The organism is Shinella sp. GW821-FHT11G07, assembly GCF_058808115.1.
The window spans coordinates 202,041-217,999 of the sequence record NZ_JBXARJ010000002.1 but is presented as its reverse complement, the minus strand read 5'-3'; the positions used below and the strand labels follow the sequence as shown (position 1 = coordinate 217,999).

The window sequence follows — 15,959 nt, the reverse complement described above, 5'->3', positions numbered from 1 at the left end:
GGCCCCTCTGGGTCAGCCGCACCGGACACCGCTCGGCCCGCTTGCGGGCACCGTCGCCCCTCCTTAGTACCGGAGGGCGGCAAGCCGGTCAAACCGGTTTGCGGCACCGAGCACGCCGGATGCGGCATGCCTCAGGCCGAACGGAGATTGGCCAGCACGATCTCCCGCCAGATGCGTGTCGGCGACACCCAGGCATCGGGTGCATTGTAACTGCCGGAATAGATGACACAGGCAATCCCCAGGTCCGGCATCAGCCAGAGCCGCTGGCCGCCATTGCCGAAGCCGGCAACCCAAGGCTTCGACGTGCCGAGGGCCGGCGCTTCGTCGAGAAACCAGAAATAGCCGTAGCTCAGCCCCTCGCCCGTCGTGACCAACGGCTTGAGCGACGTCTCGATCCAGCGCTGCGAAACGATAGGCCGGTCACCCGCGCGGCCGCCATCCAGCACGAGGTGGCCGATCCGCAGGAGATCCCGCGAACTGAGCCGGAGGCCGGACGCAGGCGAGGCAATACCATCCCGACCGCTCATCCACTCGAAATGCGTAATGCCGAGCGGCTCGAACAAGGCCTCACGGGCAAAATCCTCGATGCGGCGGCCGGTGCCGCGCTCGATGATCGCGCCGACGAGCGCCGTCGCACCACCGGAATAGACCCAGCGGGTGCCGGGTTGGTGAACGACCTTCTGCTCCAGCACGAAACGATAGCGATCCGGTGCGTTCTCCATGGCAATCTCGCTGTTCAGCGGATCGGCATAGGAGCGGTACTCGTCCCATTCGAGACCCAGCGTCATGGTCAGCGCATGGCCGATGGTCATGCCCGCCCGCGCCGGGTCGGCGAGAAGGTCCGGATATTCCGGAAACTGCGCCAGCAGCGGCGCCTCCGGCGGCGGAACGAGACCACGATCGAGCGCGATGCCGTAGAGCAGGCTGACGACACTTTTGGTCACGGAGCGCAGATCGTGCAGCGTGACGGCATCGAAGGAGACGGTGCCGAGTGGCATGCCCCAACTCTCATCGGGCGCGTCATGATAGTGCTCCAGCACCAGCTTTCCGTCGCGGCTGACAAGCACTGCATGCAGGTCGCGTAAGAGGCCCGCTTCGATGCCGGCGAGAAGCTTGCGCTTCATTCCAGGGTCAAAGCCCATATCCGCCGCCGATCGCTTTTCGTCATCCATTGCCGTCATCGCCCACCTCTTTCGCCGCCGCAGCCTACACGCCGTCTACCTTGCTGTTTGATCCGCGTTGCGCACATCACACAAGAGCTTTCCGCGCGAAGCCCTCGCGGGCTTTGCTTTTCGCCCTGCAGTCTGACAGAAGGTCAGCCAAATCTCCTCACCGATCTCCGAGTCCCGCCTTGGCCGACATCGCCCTTCACGTTCTTTTCTTCCTGTTCCTTGCCGCCTTCCTTGCCGGCTTCATCGATTCCATCGCCGGCGGCGGCGGCATGATCACCATTCCGGCCATGCTGCTCGCCGGCATTCCGCCGCTGGAAACGCTAGGCACCAACAAACTGCAATCGTTGTTCGGTTCGGGTTCTGCGACACTCGCCTATGCCCGCGCCGGCCATGTCAAACTCAGCGAACAATTGCCCATGGCCGCCGTCGCGGCGTTCGGCTCGGTGTTCGGCGCCCTGCTGGCGACCGTGGTGCCTGGTGATGTGCTGAAGGGTGTGCTGCCCTTCCTGCTGGTGGCGATCGCCATCTATTTCGGGCTGAAGCCGAACATCGGCGACGTCGACAAACACCGCCGCATGAGCGTCTTCCTGTTTACCGTTACCATCGTGCCGCTGATCGGCTTTTATGACGGCGTGTTCGGGCCTGGCACCGGCTCCTTCTTCATGCTCGCCTTCGTGATGCTCGCCGGCTTCGGCATCCTGAAGGCGACGGCGCATACGAAGCTTCTGAACTTCGGCTCCAATCTTGGCGCCTTCGTCGTCTTCATTCTCTATGGCGTCGTGCTGTGGAAGGTTGGCCTCGTCATGGGGGCCGGTCAGTTCCTCGGCGCCCAGGCAGGCTCGCGTGTGGCGATGAAGAGCGGCGCAAAGATCATCAAGCCGCTCCTCGTCATTACCTCGGTGGCACTTGCCATCCGGCTGATGGCCGATCCGAGCCATCCGATCCGCGTCTGGCTCGGCTGGTAGGGTTCAGTATTCGACGCCCTGCTGCGCCTTGATGCCCGAGCGGAACGGGTGCTTCAGAAGCTCCATCTCGGTCGCAAGGTCGGCAATCTCGATCAGCTCTTCCTTGGCGTTGCGGCCCGTCAGCACGACATGGGTCATGTGCGGCTTCTCTGCCTGCAGGAACGCGATCACCTCGTTGACGTCGAGATAGTCGTAGCGCAGCGCGATGTTGATCTCATCGAGCAGCACCATGGAGTTGCGCTCGTCGCGGATCAGTTCCTTCGCCTTCTCCCAGGCCTTTTCTGCCATCGCCACGTCACGGGCGCGGTCCTGCGTTTCCCAAGTAAAGCCTTCGCCGAGCGTGTAGAACTGGCAGATATCGGAGAAGTGGGCCTCGATCAGCTCGCGCTCACCCGTCACCATCGCGCCCTTGATGAACTGCACGACGGCGCACGGCTTCTTGTGCGCGATGTGACGGAAGATCATGCCGAAGCCGGCGGTCGACTTGCCCTTGCCCTTGCCGGTATGGACGATGACGAGGCCCTTCTCGTCGGTTTTCGTCGCCATGATCTTCTCACGCGCCTGCTTCTTCTTCGCCATCTTCTCCGAGTGGCGGGCGAGTTCGGCTTCGGTCATGCCGGCGGTTTCGTCGTGGTTCTCGGTCATGTCAGTCTTCCCTTCCGTCTCAGGACGCCTTGCGGGCGCCTAGCATATCGAGTTCAAAGCGCGCCGAATTCGACCGGGGCGTCCAGAGTTTCCGGTCGATCGCCTCAGCAAAGCGCGCCGCCATTTCGGCGAGCGCCGCCGGGTTCTTCTGCGTCAGGAAATCGCGCACGCGTTCGTCCAGCACATAGGCCTTATAGGCGGCCTCAAAGTGATGATCCTTCACGGCCCCGGTGGTCGCTGCGAAGGCGAACATGAAATCCACCGTCGCGGCGATCTCGAAGGCGCCCTTGTAGCCGTGGCGCATGACGCCGTCGATCCATTTCGGATTGACCACACGGGCACGCACGACGCGGCCGATCTCGTCCTCCAGCGTGCGCACCACCGGCTTTTCCGGGCGCGACAGGTCGTTGTGGTAGATGACGGGCTGCTGGCCGGAAAGGTGCTCCACCGCCGCCGCCATGCCACCCTCGAACTGATAATATTCGTCGCTGTCGAGCAGGTCATGCTCGCGGCTGTCCTGGTTCTGGACGACGGCTTGCAGGCTCTTCATCCGTGCCTCGAGCCGCTCGCGCATCGGCACGCTGTCGCCATCGCCGTCATAGGCATGCGCGCCCCAGGCAAGCCAGGCTTCGGCAAGCTCGCCGCGCTCGGTCCAGAGGCCTTCGTCCATCATGGTTTGCAGGCCAGCGCCGTAGCCACCGGATTTCGCGCCAAAGATGCGGAACCCGGCCTGTTTTATCGCGTCATCCTCGGACACGCCGTCAGCAGCTAGCGCCGCAGCCTCGGCCCGCATACGGGCGGCGATCGGGTTGTCCGAATCATCCTCCTCAAGCGCCCCGACGGCGCGCACGGCGCAGTCGAAGAGCGCAATCTGTTCGGGGAAGGCATCGCGGAAGAAGCCGGAGATGCGCAGCGTCACGTCGACGCGCGGATGGCGAAGAACCGCTGGCGGAATGACCTCGAAGCCGGTGACACGGCGCGATGCCATGTCCCAGGTCGGCTTGACGCCGATCAGCGCCATCGCCTGCGCGATGTCATCGCCACCGGTGCGCATGTTGGAGGTGCCCCAGGCCGTGATACCGAAGGATGTCGGCCATTCACCGTGATCCTGCGCGTACCGGGTGACGAGCAGCTCGGCGGATTTTTTACCCAGCTCCCAGGCCGCGGGCGTCGGCACGGCGCGGCTGTCGACGGAGTAGAAATTGCGCCCCGTCGGCAACACGTCCGGCCGCCCGCGCGTCGGTGCGCCGGAAGGGCCGGGCTCGATGAAGCGCCCGTCGAGGCCGCGCATCAAGGCTGCAATCTCTGCCGGACCACAGGCGGCAATGGCGGGACGGATGGTGCTGTCGATCACGTCGAGCACGATGCTTGTGGCATGCCAGTCTTCCGGGCAGGCGAGCGTGCCATCCACCAATCGGGCTGCGAGTAGCTCGATGCGCTCCACCGTATCGCCGTTGCTGCGCCACGGGGCGTCGGTTTGGTGGGCAAGGATTTCCGGGCGCGGACCGTACCATGGATCGGAGGCGACACAATCGAGCGGGTCGAACGTCGTCCCGGCCAACGCATCCGCCGCAATCGCCCGCTGCAAGCTCGCCTCGCCGCCCTCGCCCAGGCCACGCGGCACACGGGCGAGCGCGACCGTCAGATCGGTCAGCAGCCGCCCCTCCGGCGATACGCCGAAGACGTGCAGGCCGTCGCGGATCTGCATTTCCTTGAGATCGCAGAGATAGGCGTCGAGCTTCTGCAGCGCCGCCTCCTCGCCATCGGACTTGGCAATGCCGGCATCGCGATCGAGACCGATGTCGCGCACCAGTTCGAGGATTTGTCTCGTGAGCAGTTTGATGCGCCGCGGGTCGCCGCCGGAAGCCTCGTAATATTCGTCGACCAGCGCTTCCAGGTCCTTCAGCGGCCCATAGGTGTCGGCCCGCGTCAGCGGCGGCGTCAGGTGGTCGATGATGACGGCGGCAGAGCGGCGTTTCGCCTGCGTGCCTTCGCCCGGATCATTGACGATGAAGGGGTAGAGATGCGGCACGGGGCCGAGCACGGCTTCGGGATAACACGCTTCGGAAAGCGCCAGCGCCTTGCCCGGCAGCCATTCGAGATTGCCGTGTTTGCCCATGTGAACAATGGCATGGGCACCGTAGTGCTGCCTCAGGAAGGCGTAGAAGGCGAGATAGCCATGCGGCGGCACGAGATCCGGCGAATGGTAGGTGTCCTTCGGATCGATATTGTAGCCACGCGCCGGCTGGATGCCGACCAGGGTCTCGCCGAAACGGGCGAGCGGCAGGGCGAAGACATTACCCGTGACGAAAGGATCCTCCTCCGGCGCACCCCAGCGGGCTGCCATCTCGGCCTGAATCGACTTGGGAAGCCCGGCGAAGAACGCTTTGTAATGATTCAGGGAAAACGTTTCGCGGATTTCACGGCCGTCGTTTGCCGCATTGGTCGGCCCGGCCATCAGGTGGCCGATCAGCGCATCGCCATCGGCCGGCAGATCGGCCACCGCATAACCTTCCGCCGCCATGGCGCGCAGCACTTCCATCGTGCCGGCCGGCGTATCGAGGCCCACGCCGTTGCCGAGACGACCATCGCGGTTCGGATAGTTCGCCATGACGATAGCGACGCGGCGGTCAGCCGGCATCGCGCGCCGCAGCCGCGCCCAGCCGGCGGCAAGTTTTGCGACGAAGCGGATGCGGTCCTCGACCGGATCGAGGCTGACGATGTTCGTCTCGACGCGCTCGTCGTAGCGCGCCGCCGCCTTGAAGGAGACGGCGCGGGACAGTACCCGACCATCCACTTCCGGCAGCGAAACGTTCATGCCGAGATCACGCGCCGTCAGCCCCTGCCCCGATGCCTCCCACGCCTCGCGCGACGAGCCGGAAAAAATCGCTTGCAGGACAGGCGCGCCCGTCTCGTCGAGCACGGTCGGTTTCCGACCGGCGCCGGGCGCCGAGACCGCAAAGCTCGTGGCGTTCAGCACGACCTCCGGCCGGATGTCGGCAAAGGCCGCGCGCACCGTCTCCATCGAAACGGGCTCTTTCAGGCTGGAGACGAAGATCGGCAAAGCGCGAACGCCCTCGGCGGCAAGCGCCTCGATCAGCATTTCGACGGGGCGGGTTTCTCCGCTTTGGACATAGGCGCGGTAGAAGGAGATAGCGGCGGTCGGGGGTTCGAGCCCTGCAGGGATCGCAACATTTCCGGACAGCTCTCGCCACGTTTTCAGATCAACGACACCCTTCCCCGGCCACCAGATGCCAGCTTTTTCCAGCAGCATCGCCGGCTCCGGCTTCTCGCGGCCGAAGACCAGTGCATCCGCATAGGCGAGGAAGCGCTCCGCATTGTCGGCTCCGCCCTCGTTCAGATAAGTCCAGAGGCTCTGACGATCCCCGTTATCGATGCGGTTGAACGGAGCCAGCCCCTCGTCCGGCCGATCGTCGCCAGGCAGCGCCACGAGCTTGATGCCATTGGCAACCGCCGTCGCCAGCAGCGCTTCCAGTACATAGCGGAAATAGCTGGCGCCACCGAGGGCGCGGATGACGATGAGTTTGGCGTGACGGGCCGTGCGCTCGATATAGGTATCGACCGACATGGGATGCGAGAGCGCCGCGAGGCTGGCAAGGCGCAACCGCGTCTTGGTACTACGCGCCCGGTGGGCGGCGGCGATGGAGGCGAGTTCCGTGTCGGCGGCGGAGAGAAAGAGAATATCACCCGGTGTCTGACCAAGGTCGATCGCCTCCTTGCCGTCGGCGATGGTGCCTTTCTGGGCTAGCAGGAGGTGCATGCGGCGCCTCCCGTTTGGCGGTTTGCCTTACCAGTGGATCCTCGGGTCAAGCCCGAGGATGACAGAGTGTGTGGGGGTGCGGCGCCCAAAAGCAGCCGACTACGCCGCTGGCCCCCAACACTCTGAAAGCATTGAGAGTGTCGCGAGTATTGAGCGTGCCGCGCATCTTGGTAGGAACGTGCCCAATCGGGAAGCCACAAACGTAGCCTCGAAAGATTGCGCGCCCGATCAACCGGCAACCTCCCCTCCCCACCGTCATCCTCGGGCTTGCCCCGAGCATCCACCGGCACTGCACGCCGGGAATGGCCATGCCGTGCCTGAGAGGCGGAGGAGAGGAAGGGCCGCACGCTCATGCCGGAATCACACCGCCGCAGCGATGGCGGCGCGTACGGCTTGCTCGTCCATGTCGTGCAGGCCGATGACGACGAGGCGGGTGCCGCGGGTTTCGCTCGGGGTCCAGGCGCGCTCGAAATAGGTATCGATGCGGCTGCCGACGGCCTGGATGAGAAGGCGTAGCGGCTTGCCGGGCACGTCGGCAAAACCCTTGACGCGTAGCACGTCGTGTTCGCCGATCACGCCCTTGAGGCGCTCGGTGAAGGCGGCCGGATCTGCGATAGCGCCGAGTTCCACGACGAAACTATCGAATTCGTCGTGGTCGTGCTCCTCGCCGTTCTCATGTTCCAGTTCGTGGTGCGACTTGCGGTTGGCGATGTCGTCTTCCGTGCCGACGCCGAGGCCGAGCAGCACGGCGGCGGCGACTTCACCGTTCCTGGCTTCGATCATCGAGGGCTTGCGGACCGTACGGGACGCGACCTCGTCGCGCACGGCCTGAAGGCCGGCGGCATCGATCAGATCGGTCTTGTTGAGGATGATCAGGTCGGCAGCGGTGAGCTGGTCTTCGAACAGCTCTTCCAGCGGACTTTCGTGGTCGAGATTGTCGTCCTCGACACGCAGCGCATCGACCTTGTCATGGTCATCGGCAAAGCGGCCGGCGGCAACCGCAGCGCTATCGACCACGGTGATGACGCCATCGACCGTCACCTGCGTCTTGATTTCCGGCCAGTTGAAGGCGGCGATAAGCGGCTGCGGCAAAGCAAGGCCAGACGTCTCGATGACGATGTGGTCCGGGCGGTTTTCGCGCTCCAGCAGCTTCGTCATGGTCGGGATGAAATCGTCGGCGACCGTGCAGCAGATACAGCCATTGGTGAGTTCGATGATGTCGTCCTCGGTGCAGGCTTCCGCGCCGCACCCCTTCAGCACGTCGCCATCGACGCCGAGATCACCGAATTCGTTGATGATCAGCGCGATGCGCTTGCCGCCGGCATTCTGCAGCAGGTTACGGATCAACGTCGTCTTACCGGCCCCGAGAAAGCCGGTGATGACGGTGGCGGGGATTTTCTGTTGCAGCATAGGCTCAACCCTTCATTTTCAGCGGCAGTCCGGCCGCAACGAAATAAACATTTGGCACGAGGGCGGCGATCTGCTGATGCAGCCGCCCGGCATGGTCGCGGAAGTCGCGCGCCATGCGGTTTTCCGGCACGATGCCGAGACCGACCTCGTTCGACACGAAGACTAGTTGACCCGGTGCCGTCGCGATCGCCTCGATGAGGCCGGCAAATTCGGTGGCGATGTCCCGTTCCTCCAGCATCAGGTTGGTGACCCAGAGCGTCAGGCAATCGATCAGCACCGCCCGGTCGTCGCGCGCCACATCTTTTATGCGCGCGGCGAGTGCAAGCGGCTCTTCATGGGTTTCCCACCCCTTGCCGCGGTCTTCCCGGTGTCTGGCGATGCGTTCCCGCATCTCGTCATCCCAGGCGCGGCCGGTGGCGATATAATGACGCGAAAGGCCGGTCTCTGCGACCAGCCTTTCGGCAAAAGCGGATTTTCCGGAACGCGCACCGCCCAGAACCAGGACGGCCCCGGGCGATTTTTGCGTCATATCAGGCAGCCTTGACGACTTTCTCGTTGGCAAAGCCCAACGCGAGACCGAGCACGATCCAGAAGAACAGCGTCGTGGCAAGTGCCGCAACCGCGAACTCCGCACCGAGAACGGCCGGAACGTTGCTGGAAATGTCGCTCGGCTGCGGCGCGCCGTAAACCTGCGGCGCCGCAATCAACACGATGCCAGCGACCTTGGCCACGATACCTTGCTTCAGGAACAGGAGGTACAGTCCCCCGGCCGAGAGCAGGACGGTCGCAACCCACCATATCTGGCGCTGGGTAAGATCAGCAGCCGGGAAACCCGGAAGTTCCGGCGGCAGGCCGATGGCCGGCAGCATATGCACGGCAAGCCAGCCGGCGGCACCCCAGAGCGCACCATTCGCGACGGTGATCGGGTGTCCGGAAACCAGGCTGAAACCCGCCAGCAGAAGCGCAAAGCCGGTGCCGGTGACGAGGTTGGCCAAAAGCGTGCCGGAGAAACGGCTCATGCCGAACATGATGCCACCTTCCTCGTGCTCTTCGCCCTCATGGGCATAGGCGACGGAAACCGGCGACAGATACGATGCGACGTCCAGAATCACGGCACCGAGCGAGGAATGCTCCTGCGTCGTGGCGGGTGTCGTGCCGTCGGTCGTCGGTGCGGTTTCTTCTCCGCCGCCTTCGAATTCTTCTGCGTGAAGAATGAGCGGCACGACTCGCGCCTCCTGGGCGGCCGTCATCAGCACACCAGAGAACAGCCCGGCCACCAGGGCGGCCAGGAGATAACGAACGATCATGTCAAAAACTCCTTAGTGGCAGGGAAAGCCGTAGGAGTGACGGGTGTCGTGCGCCGTATCGTGCAGCACGGCCGAATTTGCGAGGCCGGCGCTGAAAACAAGGAAGGCACCGAGCAGCAGCGCAAGCGCGCCGGCGACAAGGCGATCGTTTGCGGAAAGGGTAACAGTAGACGTAGCGGAAACAGCCATGACAACCTCCGTGCAGGCGTTGGGGAAGCCCCTCCCCAGGTCGAGCGATATGCCCTCATCGGCTGGCAGGTCTCCTGGCTCATGGCGTCCGGCGTTTTCACGCCTGCGGACCGCTCTCACCTTCCCGGGCATCAGCATCGCGAAAGGTGGACGATTCGTAGAAAAAGAGGCGTCCGAGCCTTGGCTTATCGCAATGCCACCCAGTGGCTTTTCCGGCTGGTTTTCTCGGTGCAGCCCGGAGCACCATGCCCCATGACCCACACCAATCCTCCCCACCGGATGAACGTTCCTCGCCACTCTACAGTCGCGGGGTCGGCCGTGATTGCAGCGCCCTATTTGGGTCCGCCGCGTCACATTCCCATTTACTCCCCGATCCGTTTCCGGATCCGGGAACCATCCAATACTGCGGATGATTATGCTTCCCGTCCCGTGAAGTCAATCGACCGGCAGCGGCATGACCTGTGCTGAAACCGCCGTTCGGTCGTCGCAATCTCAATAGCCGGGAATGATCACCATGCCGCCGCCATTGTTGTAATAGCCGTCGTCGCCGTTGTAGCGCTCATAGTAGCCATCGACCGGACCTTCCAGCACGTCATAGTCCTGCTGATACTGACGTTGCTGGTACTGGCGCTGCTGATATTGACGCTGGCGATTCTGGCGAGCCTGAGCATATTGCGCGGCCTGCCGGAGTTCACGGAACTGCGCACGCGACAGGTAGCCGTCAGCGCGATAACCGGACGAGCCCTGCCATGACGCGATCGCCGAGCGGGTACGCGGGCCGAACACGCCGTCCGCGCCATAGGTGTTGAAGCCCAGAACGCTCAGCCAGCGCTGCGCCTGCACACGGGTCGAGCGCTGCATATAGGCTTCGCGGGGGTCAATGACCGGGTCCTCGACAACCTTGCGCTCGGTTTCCGCGGTCGCCGTCTCCTGCTTCGGCTTGGTTTCCTGTGTTTGCTGACGCGCGGCATCGGCGAGCGTCGACAGCCGTTCGCGGGCATCCGCGAGGAACCGACCATTCGGATATGCCCTGAGATAGTCGCGGAAAGCATCTGCCGAACCGTCGAGCACGGCTTTCCGGAAGGTTTCCTCCTCGCGCTTCGCCGCATCGGCCTGTTCCACGGCAAGGCCCCGGTCCTTCGTCTCGGCACCCTGCGCTTCATTTTTACGGGCTGCGGCTGCCGCGTCATCGGCTTCAGCCTGCTTCTTTGCCGTCGCCGCCTCTTCGGCGCGCTTTTCCGCCTCGTCGGCAAGGCGGGCCGCTTCCGTGGCCTTCGCCTCGGCGTCGGCCGCAGCCTTGGCGGCTTCGGCCTTCAGTTTCTCCACTTCGGCAGCCTTCTCTTCCGCAAGCTTGCGGGCGGCGGCCGCCTCTTCCTCGATCCGGGCCTTTTCGGCGGCGGCCGCCTTCTCAACTTCGACGCGCTTGGCATCGGCGTCACGGCGGGCGGCGGCCTCTTCCTCGGCACGCGCCTTTTCCGCAGCGGCAGCCTCTTCGGCCTTCGCACGCTCGGCTTCGGCCTTCACCCGGGCTGCCTCTTCCGTCTTGGCCTTGTCTGCCGCAGCCTCCGCCTCTGCCTTCAGGCGCTCGGCCTCGGCCGACTTTTCATCGGCGAGCTTGCGGGCGGCGGCTTCCCTCTCATCGGCTTCCGCCTTCAGGCGAGCAGCTTCCTCGACGCGCGCCTTTTCGGCGGCGGCCTCAGCCCGTGCCTTCTCCTCCGCAGCCGCCTTTTCTTCAGCCGCCTTTTCTTCGGCAAGCTGGCGGGCAGCCGCTTCTTCTTCCGCCTTCTTCGCCTCAGCCTCCGCCTGCAGACGCGCGGCTTCCGCCTCGACCTTGGCCTTTTCCGCCTCGGCAACCTTGCGCGCTTCCTCCTCAGCCTGCTTCGCCTCGGCTTCCGCCTTCAGGCGTGCCGCTTCCGCATCGGCCTTTGCCTTTTCCGCTTCTGCAACCTTGCGGGCTTCCTCTTCAGCCTGCTTGGCTTCGGCTTCCGCCTTTAGGCGCGCCGCTTCCGCATCGGCTTTCGCCTTCTCCGCCTCAGCGACCTTGCGGGCCTCCTCTTCGGCCTGTTTTGCGTCGGCTTCGGCCTTCAATCGGGCTGCTTCCGCATCGGCCTTGGCCTTTTCGGCTTCCGCGGCTTTCTGGGCGTCTTCCTCGGCCTTATTGGCTTCGGCGGCCGCACGTTCGGCTTCCTCGGCCTTCGCCTTTGCACCAGCCTGTTCAGAACTGCCGGTCGTCGGCTTTGCCTTGGTGCTGGCCTGCAATTCGGCGATGCGCAGGCGCGCCATCGAGGCGAAGGTGCCGTTCGGATAGGTCTTTAGATAACCTTCGTACTGTGTGACGTCGCTGCCGGCGGAAACCTTCTGCCAGAGGGCGAACTCCTCCTCCCAGCGCTTTCCCGCACTCGTCGCTTCCTTGCCCGTCGTCTGGGCGAAGGCGGCGACCGGCAGGCCGCAAAGCGACAGCCCGACGAGGCTTGCGAGGCCGCATCTCACCAGAACGGATCGTGCGAGAGGTCCAGAACCCATATGTCTCACCCTTTCGGAGCGCGCGAAGGCTTAAAGCCCGATGACCGGGCGGATTTCCGTCACTCCTCGCACCGAATTCTGGCGCAACTTTGGTGCGGCAGGCCGGTGGCGAAGAACCCGATGGCTGTACGTTTCAGAAGGCCAGTTTAATCAGCGGCACCCAAAAGGCCATCGAGCCAAACGGGGTCGAGAACCGCCTCCAGCTCCACCGCCACACCATCCAGCGCCTCGTCGACGCTCTTGCGATAATCGAATCCGCCGCCGTCGATGCCGAAATCCGCAAGCAGTCCGGCCCGGTAGGCGTCGCTGGAGAGGAGGCCGTGCAGATAGGTGCCCATCACCCGCCCATCGGCCGAAACGGCCCCATCGGCACGCCCGTCGATACGGACCGAGGGACGCAGCGTATCCGGCCCCGTGGTCTTGCCGAGATGAATTTCATAGCCTTCCAGCGGCACGTCATACTGCAGCGAGTACGCCGTGCTGTTGCGCACGGTCTTTTCCGGCGCCATTTCCGTTTCCACCGCGAGCAGACCAAGGCCTTGGACCTCACGCTCGTTGCCCTCAATGCCGAGCGGGTCCGTAACCCGTTGGCCCAGCATCTGGTAGCCGCCGCAAATGCCGATGACGCGGCCACCGCGGCGCATATGCAGGGCGAGATCCTTGTCCCAGCCCGCTGCTCGGAAATCGCGCAAGTCCGCGATGGTGGATTTCGAGCCCGGCAGGATAACAAGCCCGGCATCAGCCGGAATGCGCTCGCCAGCGCGTACGAAGACAAGGTCCACCTGCGGCTCGGCCTTGAGCGGATCGAGATCATCGAAATTGGCAATGCGCGACAGGACCGGCACCGCCACTTTCAGCGCCCCCTCGCCCCCCTTGGCAAGTCGCTCCAGCACGACGGAATCCTCCGCCGGCAGGCGTGCCGCCTGTTTCAACCAGGGCACGACACCGAAGCACGGCCAGCCGGTAAAGCGGCCAATCTCCGTAATGCCGCTGTCGAACAACGTGACGTCGCCGCGAAACTTGTTGATGAGGTAGCCGGTAACCATGCAGCGGTCTTCATCCGGCAGGATGGCATGGGTGCCGACGAGTGAGGCAATCACACCGCCGCGGTCGATGTCGCCAACGAGCACGACGGGCACGCCGGCGCGCGTCGCAAAACCCATATTGGCGATGTCCCCTGCCCGGAGATTGATTTCCGCCGGCGAGCCCGCGCCCTCGACGACGACGAGATCGGCACCCGCCGAGATCGTCTCGAAACTTTCCAGCACGGCGCCCATCAGCTTCGGTTTCAGTGCCTGGTAGTCCCGCCCCTTCGCTTGGCCGAACACCTTGCCCTGTACGATGATCTGGCTACCGACGTCGGATTGCGGCTTCAGCAGCACCGGGTTCATGTGCACGGAGGACGGCACGCGGGCAGCGAGCGATTGCAACCACTGCGCCCGGCCGATCTCGCCGCCATCGGCCGAAACGGCGGCGTTGTTCGACATGTTCTGCGGCTTGAAGGGACGCACCTTCAATCCGCGATTTGCGGCGATGCGGCAGAGCCCTGCCACCAATACCGTTTTTCCGACATCAGAGCCGGTGCCCTGGAGCATGATCGTTCTTGTCATGCGCCCCAACTAGCATTCCGGCTTGCCGCCGAAAAGCCCTGATTTACCGCAATTCCGCCCCAATCCGACGCTGCCGGCAGGTGCATTTTCGCAACAGCGCGCCATGCAATGCAAGCATGGCAGATTTGCTATTCATTTTGCGACATTTCGCGCCGTGAACGATCGTGACTTTTCCCTCGGGCACGCCTATATCCACGTCATCAAACAGCCGGGGCGTGTGGCTTCGGATTTCAAGGACAAAGACAATGCTGTTCATCTTCAGCAAGCCGAACTTCGTACAGATCGCCTGGAACGGCGTCGCCCCGCAGAACCAGTCCCGCGTGCGCAACGTCGTCATGGACGCGCCGCTCGGCCCGCTCGGCTTCATCCGTACGCGCTCCGTCGGCTAACTTTCGAGCGCGACGTCAGGTCCGCTCGCATGCAACGTCGCCTCTCTCCGGGAGGCGGCGTTTTTTATTGCAATTTCCCAGGCCCTGAAACGGCGAAAGCCGTGCATCCCTTTCGGTGATACACGGCTTGCCAAAATACGCATGGCGGCTTCCGACAAAAACGCATCGGGGCCAAGGCACTCCGGTACGCAATACCTTTCCGGAGCGGGCGGCGGTGTCCCCCGCCGTGAGGAAAGCAATAGCGGCACATCCTTACCGGACCGTTATTGAGACCTTAAGCAAAGATGAATCGCGATTTTTTTTGAAAAATTGCGAATTATTTTTCAGAGGGCGAAAGCGGCGCATTCGGAACAGGATATGTCCGCATTCAACGACCATCCGTATCCCCCGGGAAACGGGGCCATGAACATTTGCCCCGATGCGAGCAAACGCCCAATTTTTCCACCGATAGGTTGTCGAATTTTCAGCATCCTGATCGTCCGGCGCGCCGCTTCCGGCGCAGGAATGCCGCTCAGGAGGTTGATTTCTCAATGAGAACCCGTAGGCTGCTTCCTGTGACGCACGAAGACACATCGCCGGTGACAGGGTTCCGCCGGCGGATCAGAAAAAAGGCTCGGCGTCGTTGCAGCAGGGGGTTGGCTCGCCTCACCTGGCATCGAACCTCCATGGCTGCCGTAAAACTTTCGGGCAGACGGGACACCGCAGTAACCTGCGCTGCCTTCCGGGTTGATCGCTGCATCTAAGACTGGGAGGTCTTAATCTATGAAGAAGCTCCTTGCTTCCACTATCCTCGCTGCCGGCCTCTACGGCTTTGCCGGTTCTGCCCAGGCGGCAGACTGCGGTGAAGTCTCGATCGCCGAAATGAACTGGGCCTCTGCCGGCGTTGCCGCGCATGTCGACAAGCTCATCCTCGAAAACGGCTATGGCTGCACCGTCACGCTGGTGACCGGTGATACGATGCCCACCTTCACCTCCATGAATGAAAAGGGCGAACCGGATGTCGCGCCCGAAATGTGGGTGAACGCCGTGCGCACGCCGCTTGACGCGGCCATTGGCGAAGGCCGCCTGATCCAGCTCGCCCCCCTCCTCTCGGAAGGCGGCGTCGAAGGCTGGTGGGTTCCAAAATTCTTCGCCGACGCACATCCGGACATCAAGACGGTGCAGGATGCACTGAAACATCCGGACCTCTTCCCCGCACCGGAAGACGCCTCCAAGGGCGCTGTGCACAATTGCCCGTCGGGCTGGAACTGCCAGGTCTCGACCGCCAACCTCTACAAGGCGCTCAAGGCCGACGACATGAACTTCACACTCGTCGACACGGGCTCAGCCGCGGGCCTCGATGGCTCGATTGCCAACGCCTTCGAGAAGAAGGCCGGCTGGCTCGGCTACTACTGGGCACCGACCGCCATTCTCGGCAAATACGAGATGACGCGCCTGTCCTTCGGCGTCGAGCATAACAAGGCCGACTGGGATGCCTGCACCGCCGTGCCGGACTGCCCGGATCCGAAGGTCAACTCCTACCCGACCTCGGACGTCTTCACCGTCGTGACCAAGTCCTTCTCCGAAAAGGCCGGCGTCGCCATGGACTATATGAAGACCCGCCAGTGGGATAACGGCACGGTCGGCAAGGTTCTCGCCTGGATGACCGACAACCAGGGCACCAACGAGGACGCCGCAAAATACTTCCTGGAAAACTATCCGGACATGTGGACCAAGTGGGTCGCCCCGGATGTCGCAGAGAAGGTCAAGGCCGCCCTCTGACACACCGATCGCCGGCAGCCTTCCCCGGCTGCCGGCCCTTATGGCGACCTCATACAAAGCACGCGGGCACAGGCCTGACGCGCATCAAGAAACGGCAGAGGTCGCAAACAGCACAGTATCAAGCAGCAGTTCGTGCGATCACGGACTGCTAGCCGGGAACCAGAACAAGAATATCCCTGTGCGCGCCGTTCCGTTCGCAATTGCAAA

Annotated in this window: 12 protein-coding genes and 1 riboswitch; of the genes, 3 read left to right on the top strand and 9 right to left on the bottom strand. The window is 63.5% G+C overall.

The window, feature by feature from the left end; genetic code table 11:
* Positions 1–131 precede the first annotated feature (131 nt).
* On the bottom strand, positions 132–1,181 hold the full coding sequence (locus AC1RT2_RS04545; RefSeq protein ID WP_493099844.1) for a serine hydrolase domain-containing protein: 1,050 nt from the start codon (positions 1,179–1,181) through the stop codon (positions 132–134).
* A gap of 170 nt (positions 1,182–1,351) precedes the next feature.
* On the opposite strand from AC1RT2_RS04545, the gene AC1RT2_RS04540 reads away from it, so the two are divergent.
* Positions 1,352–2,137, top strand: coding sequence for a TSUP family transporter (locus AC1RT2_RS04540; protein ID WP_069058467.1), 786 nt, complete (start codon positions 1,352–1,354; stop codon positions 2,135–2,137).
* Between the two features lie 3 nt (positions 2,138–2,140).
* On the opposite strand, the gene cobO is transcribed toward AC1RT2_RS04540, so the two are convergent.
* From cobO to AC1RT2_RS04500, 8 genes are all read right to left on the bottom strand, one after another.
* Positions 2,141–2,782 (bottom strand): cob(I)yrinic acid a,c-diamide adenosyltransferase, encoded by a 642-nt coding sequence (gene cobO, locus AC1RT2_RS04535; RefSeq protein ID WP_069058466.1) that lies wholly within the window; start codon positions 2,780–2,782, stop codon positions 2,141–2,143.
* Positions 2,783–2,801: 19 nt separating this feature from the next.
* On the bottom strand, positions 2,802–6,563 hold the full coding sequence (cobN, locus tag AC1RT2_RS04530) for a cobaltochelatase subunit CobN (RefSeq protein WP_493099841.1): 3,762 nt from the start codon (positions 6,561–6,563) through the stop codon (positions 2,802–2,804).
* A 360-nt stretch (positions 6,564–6,923) separates the two neighbouring features.
* On the bottom strand, positions 6,924–7,973 hold the full coding sequence (gene cobW, locus AC1RT2_RS04525; RefSeq protein WP_069058464.1) for a cobalamin biosynthesis protein CobW: 1,050 nt from the start codon (positions 7,971–7,973) through the stop codon (positions 6,924–6,926).
* Between the two features lie 4 nt (positions 7,974–7,977).
* Positions 7,978–8,502, bottom strand: a complete 525-nt coding sequence (gene cobU / locus AC1RT2_RS04520) for a bifunctional adenosylcobinamide kinase/adenosylcobinamide-phosphate guanylyltransferase (protein ID WP_493099839.1) — start codon at positions 8,500–8,502, stop codon at positions 7,978–7,980.
* A 1-nt stretch (position 8,503) separates the two neighbouring features.
* On the bottom strand, positions 8,504–9,280 hold the full coding sequence (locus tag AC1RT2_RS04515; protein ID WP_493099837.1) for a CbtA family protein: 777 nt from the start codon (positions 9,278–9,280) through the stop codon (positions 8,504–8,506).
* A 12-nt stretch (positions 9,281–9,292) separates the two neighbouring features.
* Complete coding sequence (locus tag AC1RT2_RS04510) at positions 9,293–9,469, bottom strand: CbtB domain-containing protein (RefSeq protein WP_069058461.1); 177 nt, start codon at positions 9,467–9,469, stop codon at positions 9,293–9,295.
* Positions 9,470–9,516: 47 nt separating this feature from the next.
* Positions 9,517–9,882, bottom strand: a riboswitch (cobalamin riboswitch).
* 79 nt (positions 9,883–9,961) lie between these two features.
* Entirely contained in the window at positions 9,962–11,959 is a 1,998-nt protein-coding gene (locus tag AC1RT2_RS04505; protein WP_493099835.1) for a peptidoglycan-binding domain-containing protein, read from the bottom strand.
* A gap of 179 nt (positions 11,960–12,138) precedes the next feature.
* On the bottom strand, positions 12,139–13,602 hold the full coding sequence (locus AC1RT2_RS04500) for a cobyric acid synthase (protein WP_493099833.1): 1,464 nt from the start codon (positions 13,600–13,602) through the stop codon (positions 12,139–12,141).
* Between the two features lie 245 nt (positions 13,603–13,847).
* Here AC1RT2_RS04500 and AC1RT2_RS04495 point away from each other — a divergent pair, with 245 nt between their 5' ends.
* Together AC1RT2_RS04495 and AC1RT2_RS04490 are read left to right on the top strand one after the other, a co-directional pair.
* Positions 13,848–13,991, top strand: coding sequence for a hypothetical protein (locus tag AC1RT2_RS04495; protein ID WP_150129871.1), 144 nt, complete (start codon positions 13,848–13,850; stop codon positions 13,989–13,991).
* Between the two features lie 762 nt (positions 13,992–14,753).
* Positions 14,754–15,752, top strand: a complete 999-nt coding sequence (locus tag AC1RT2_RS04490) for an ABC transporter substrate-binding protein (RefSeq protein WP_493099831.1) — start codon at positions 14,754–14,756, stop codon at positions 15,750–15,752.
* Positions 15,753–15,959: the final 207 nt, after the last annotated feature.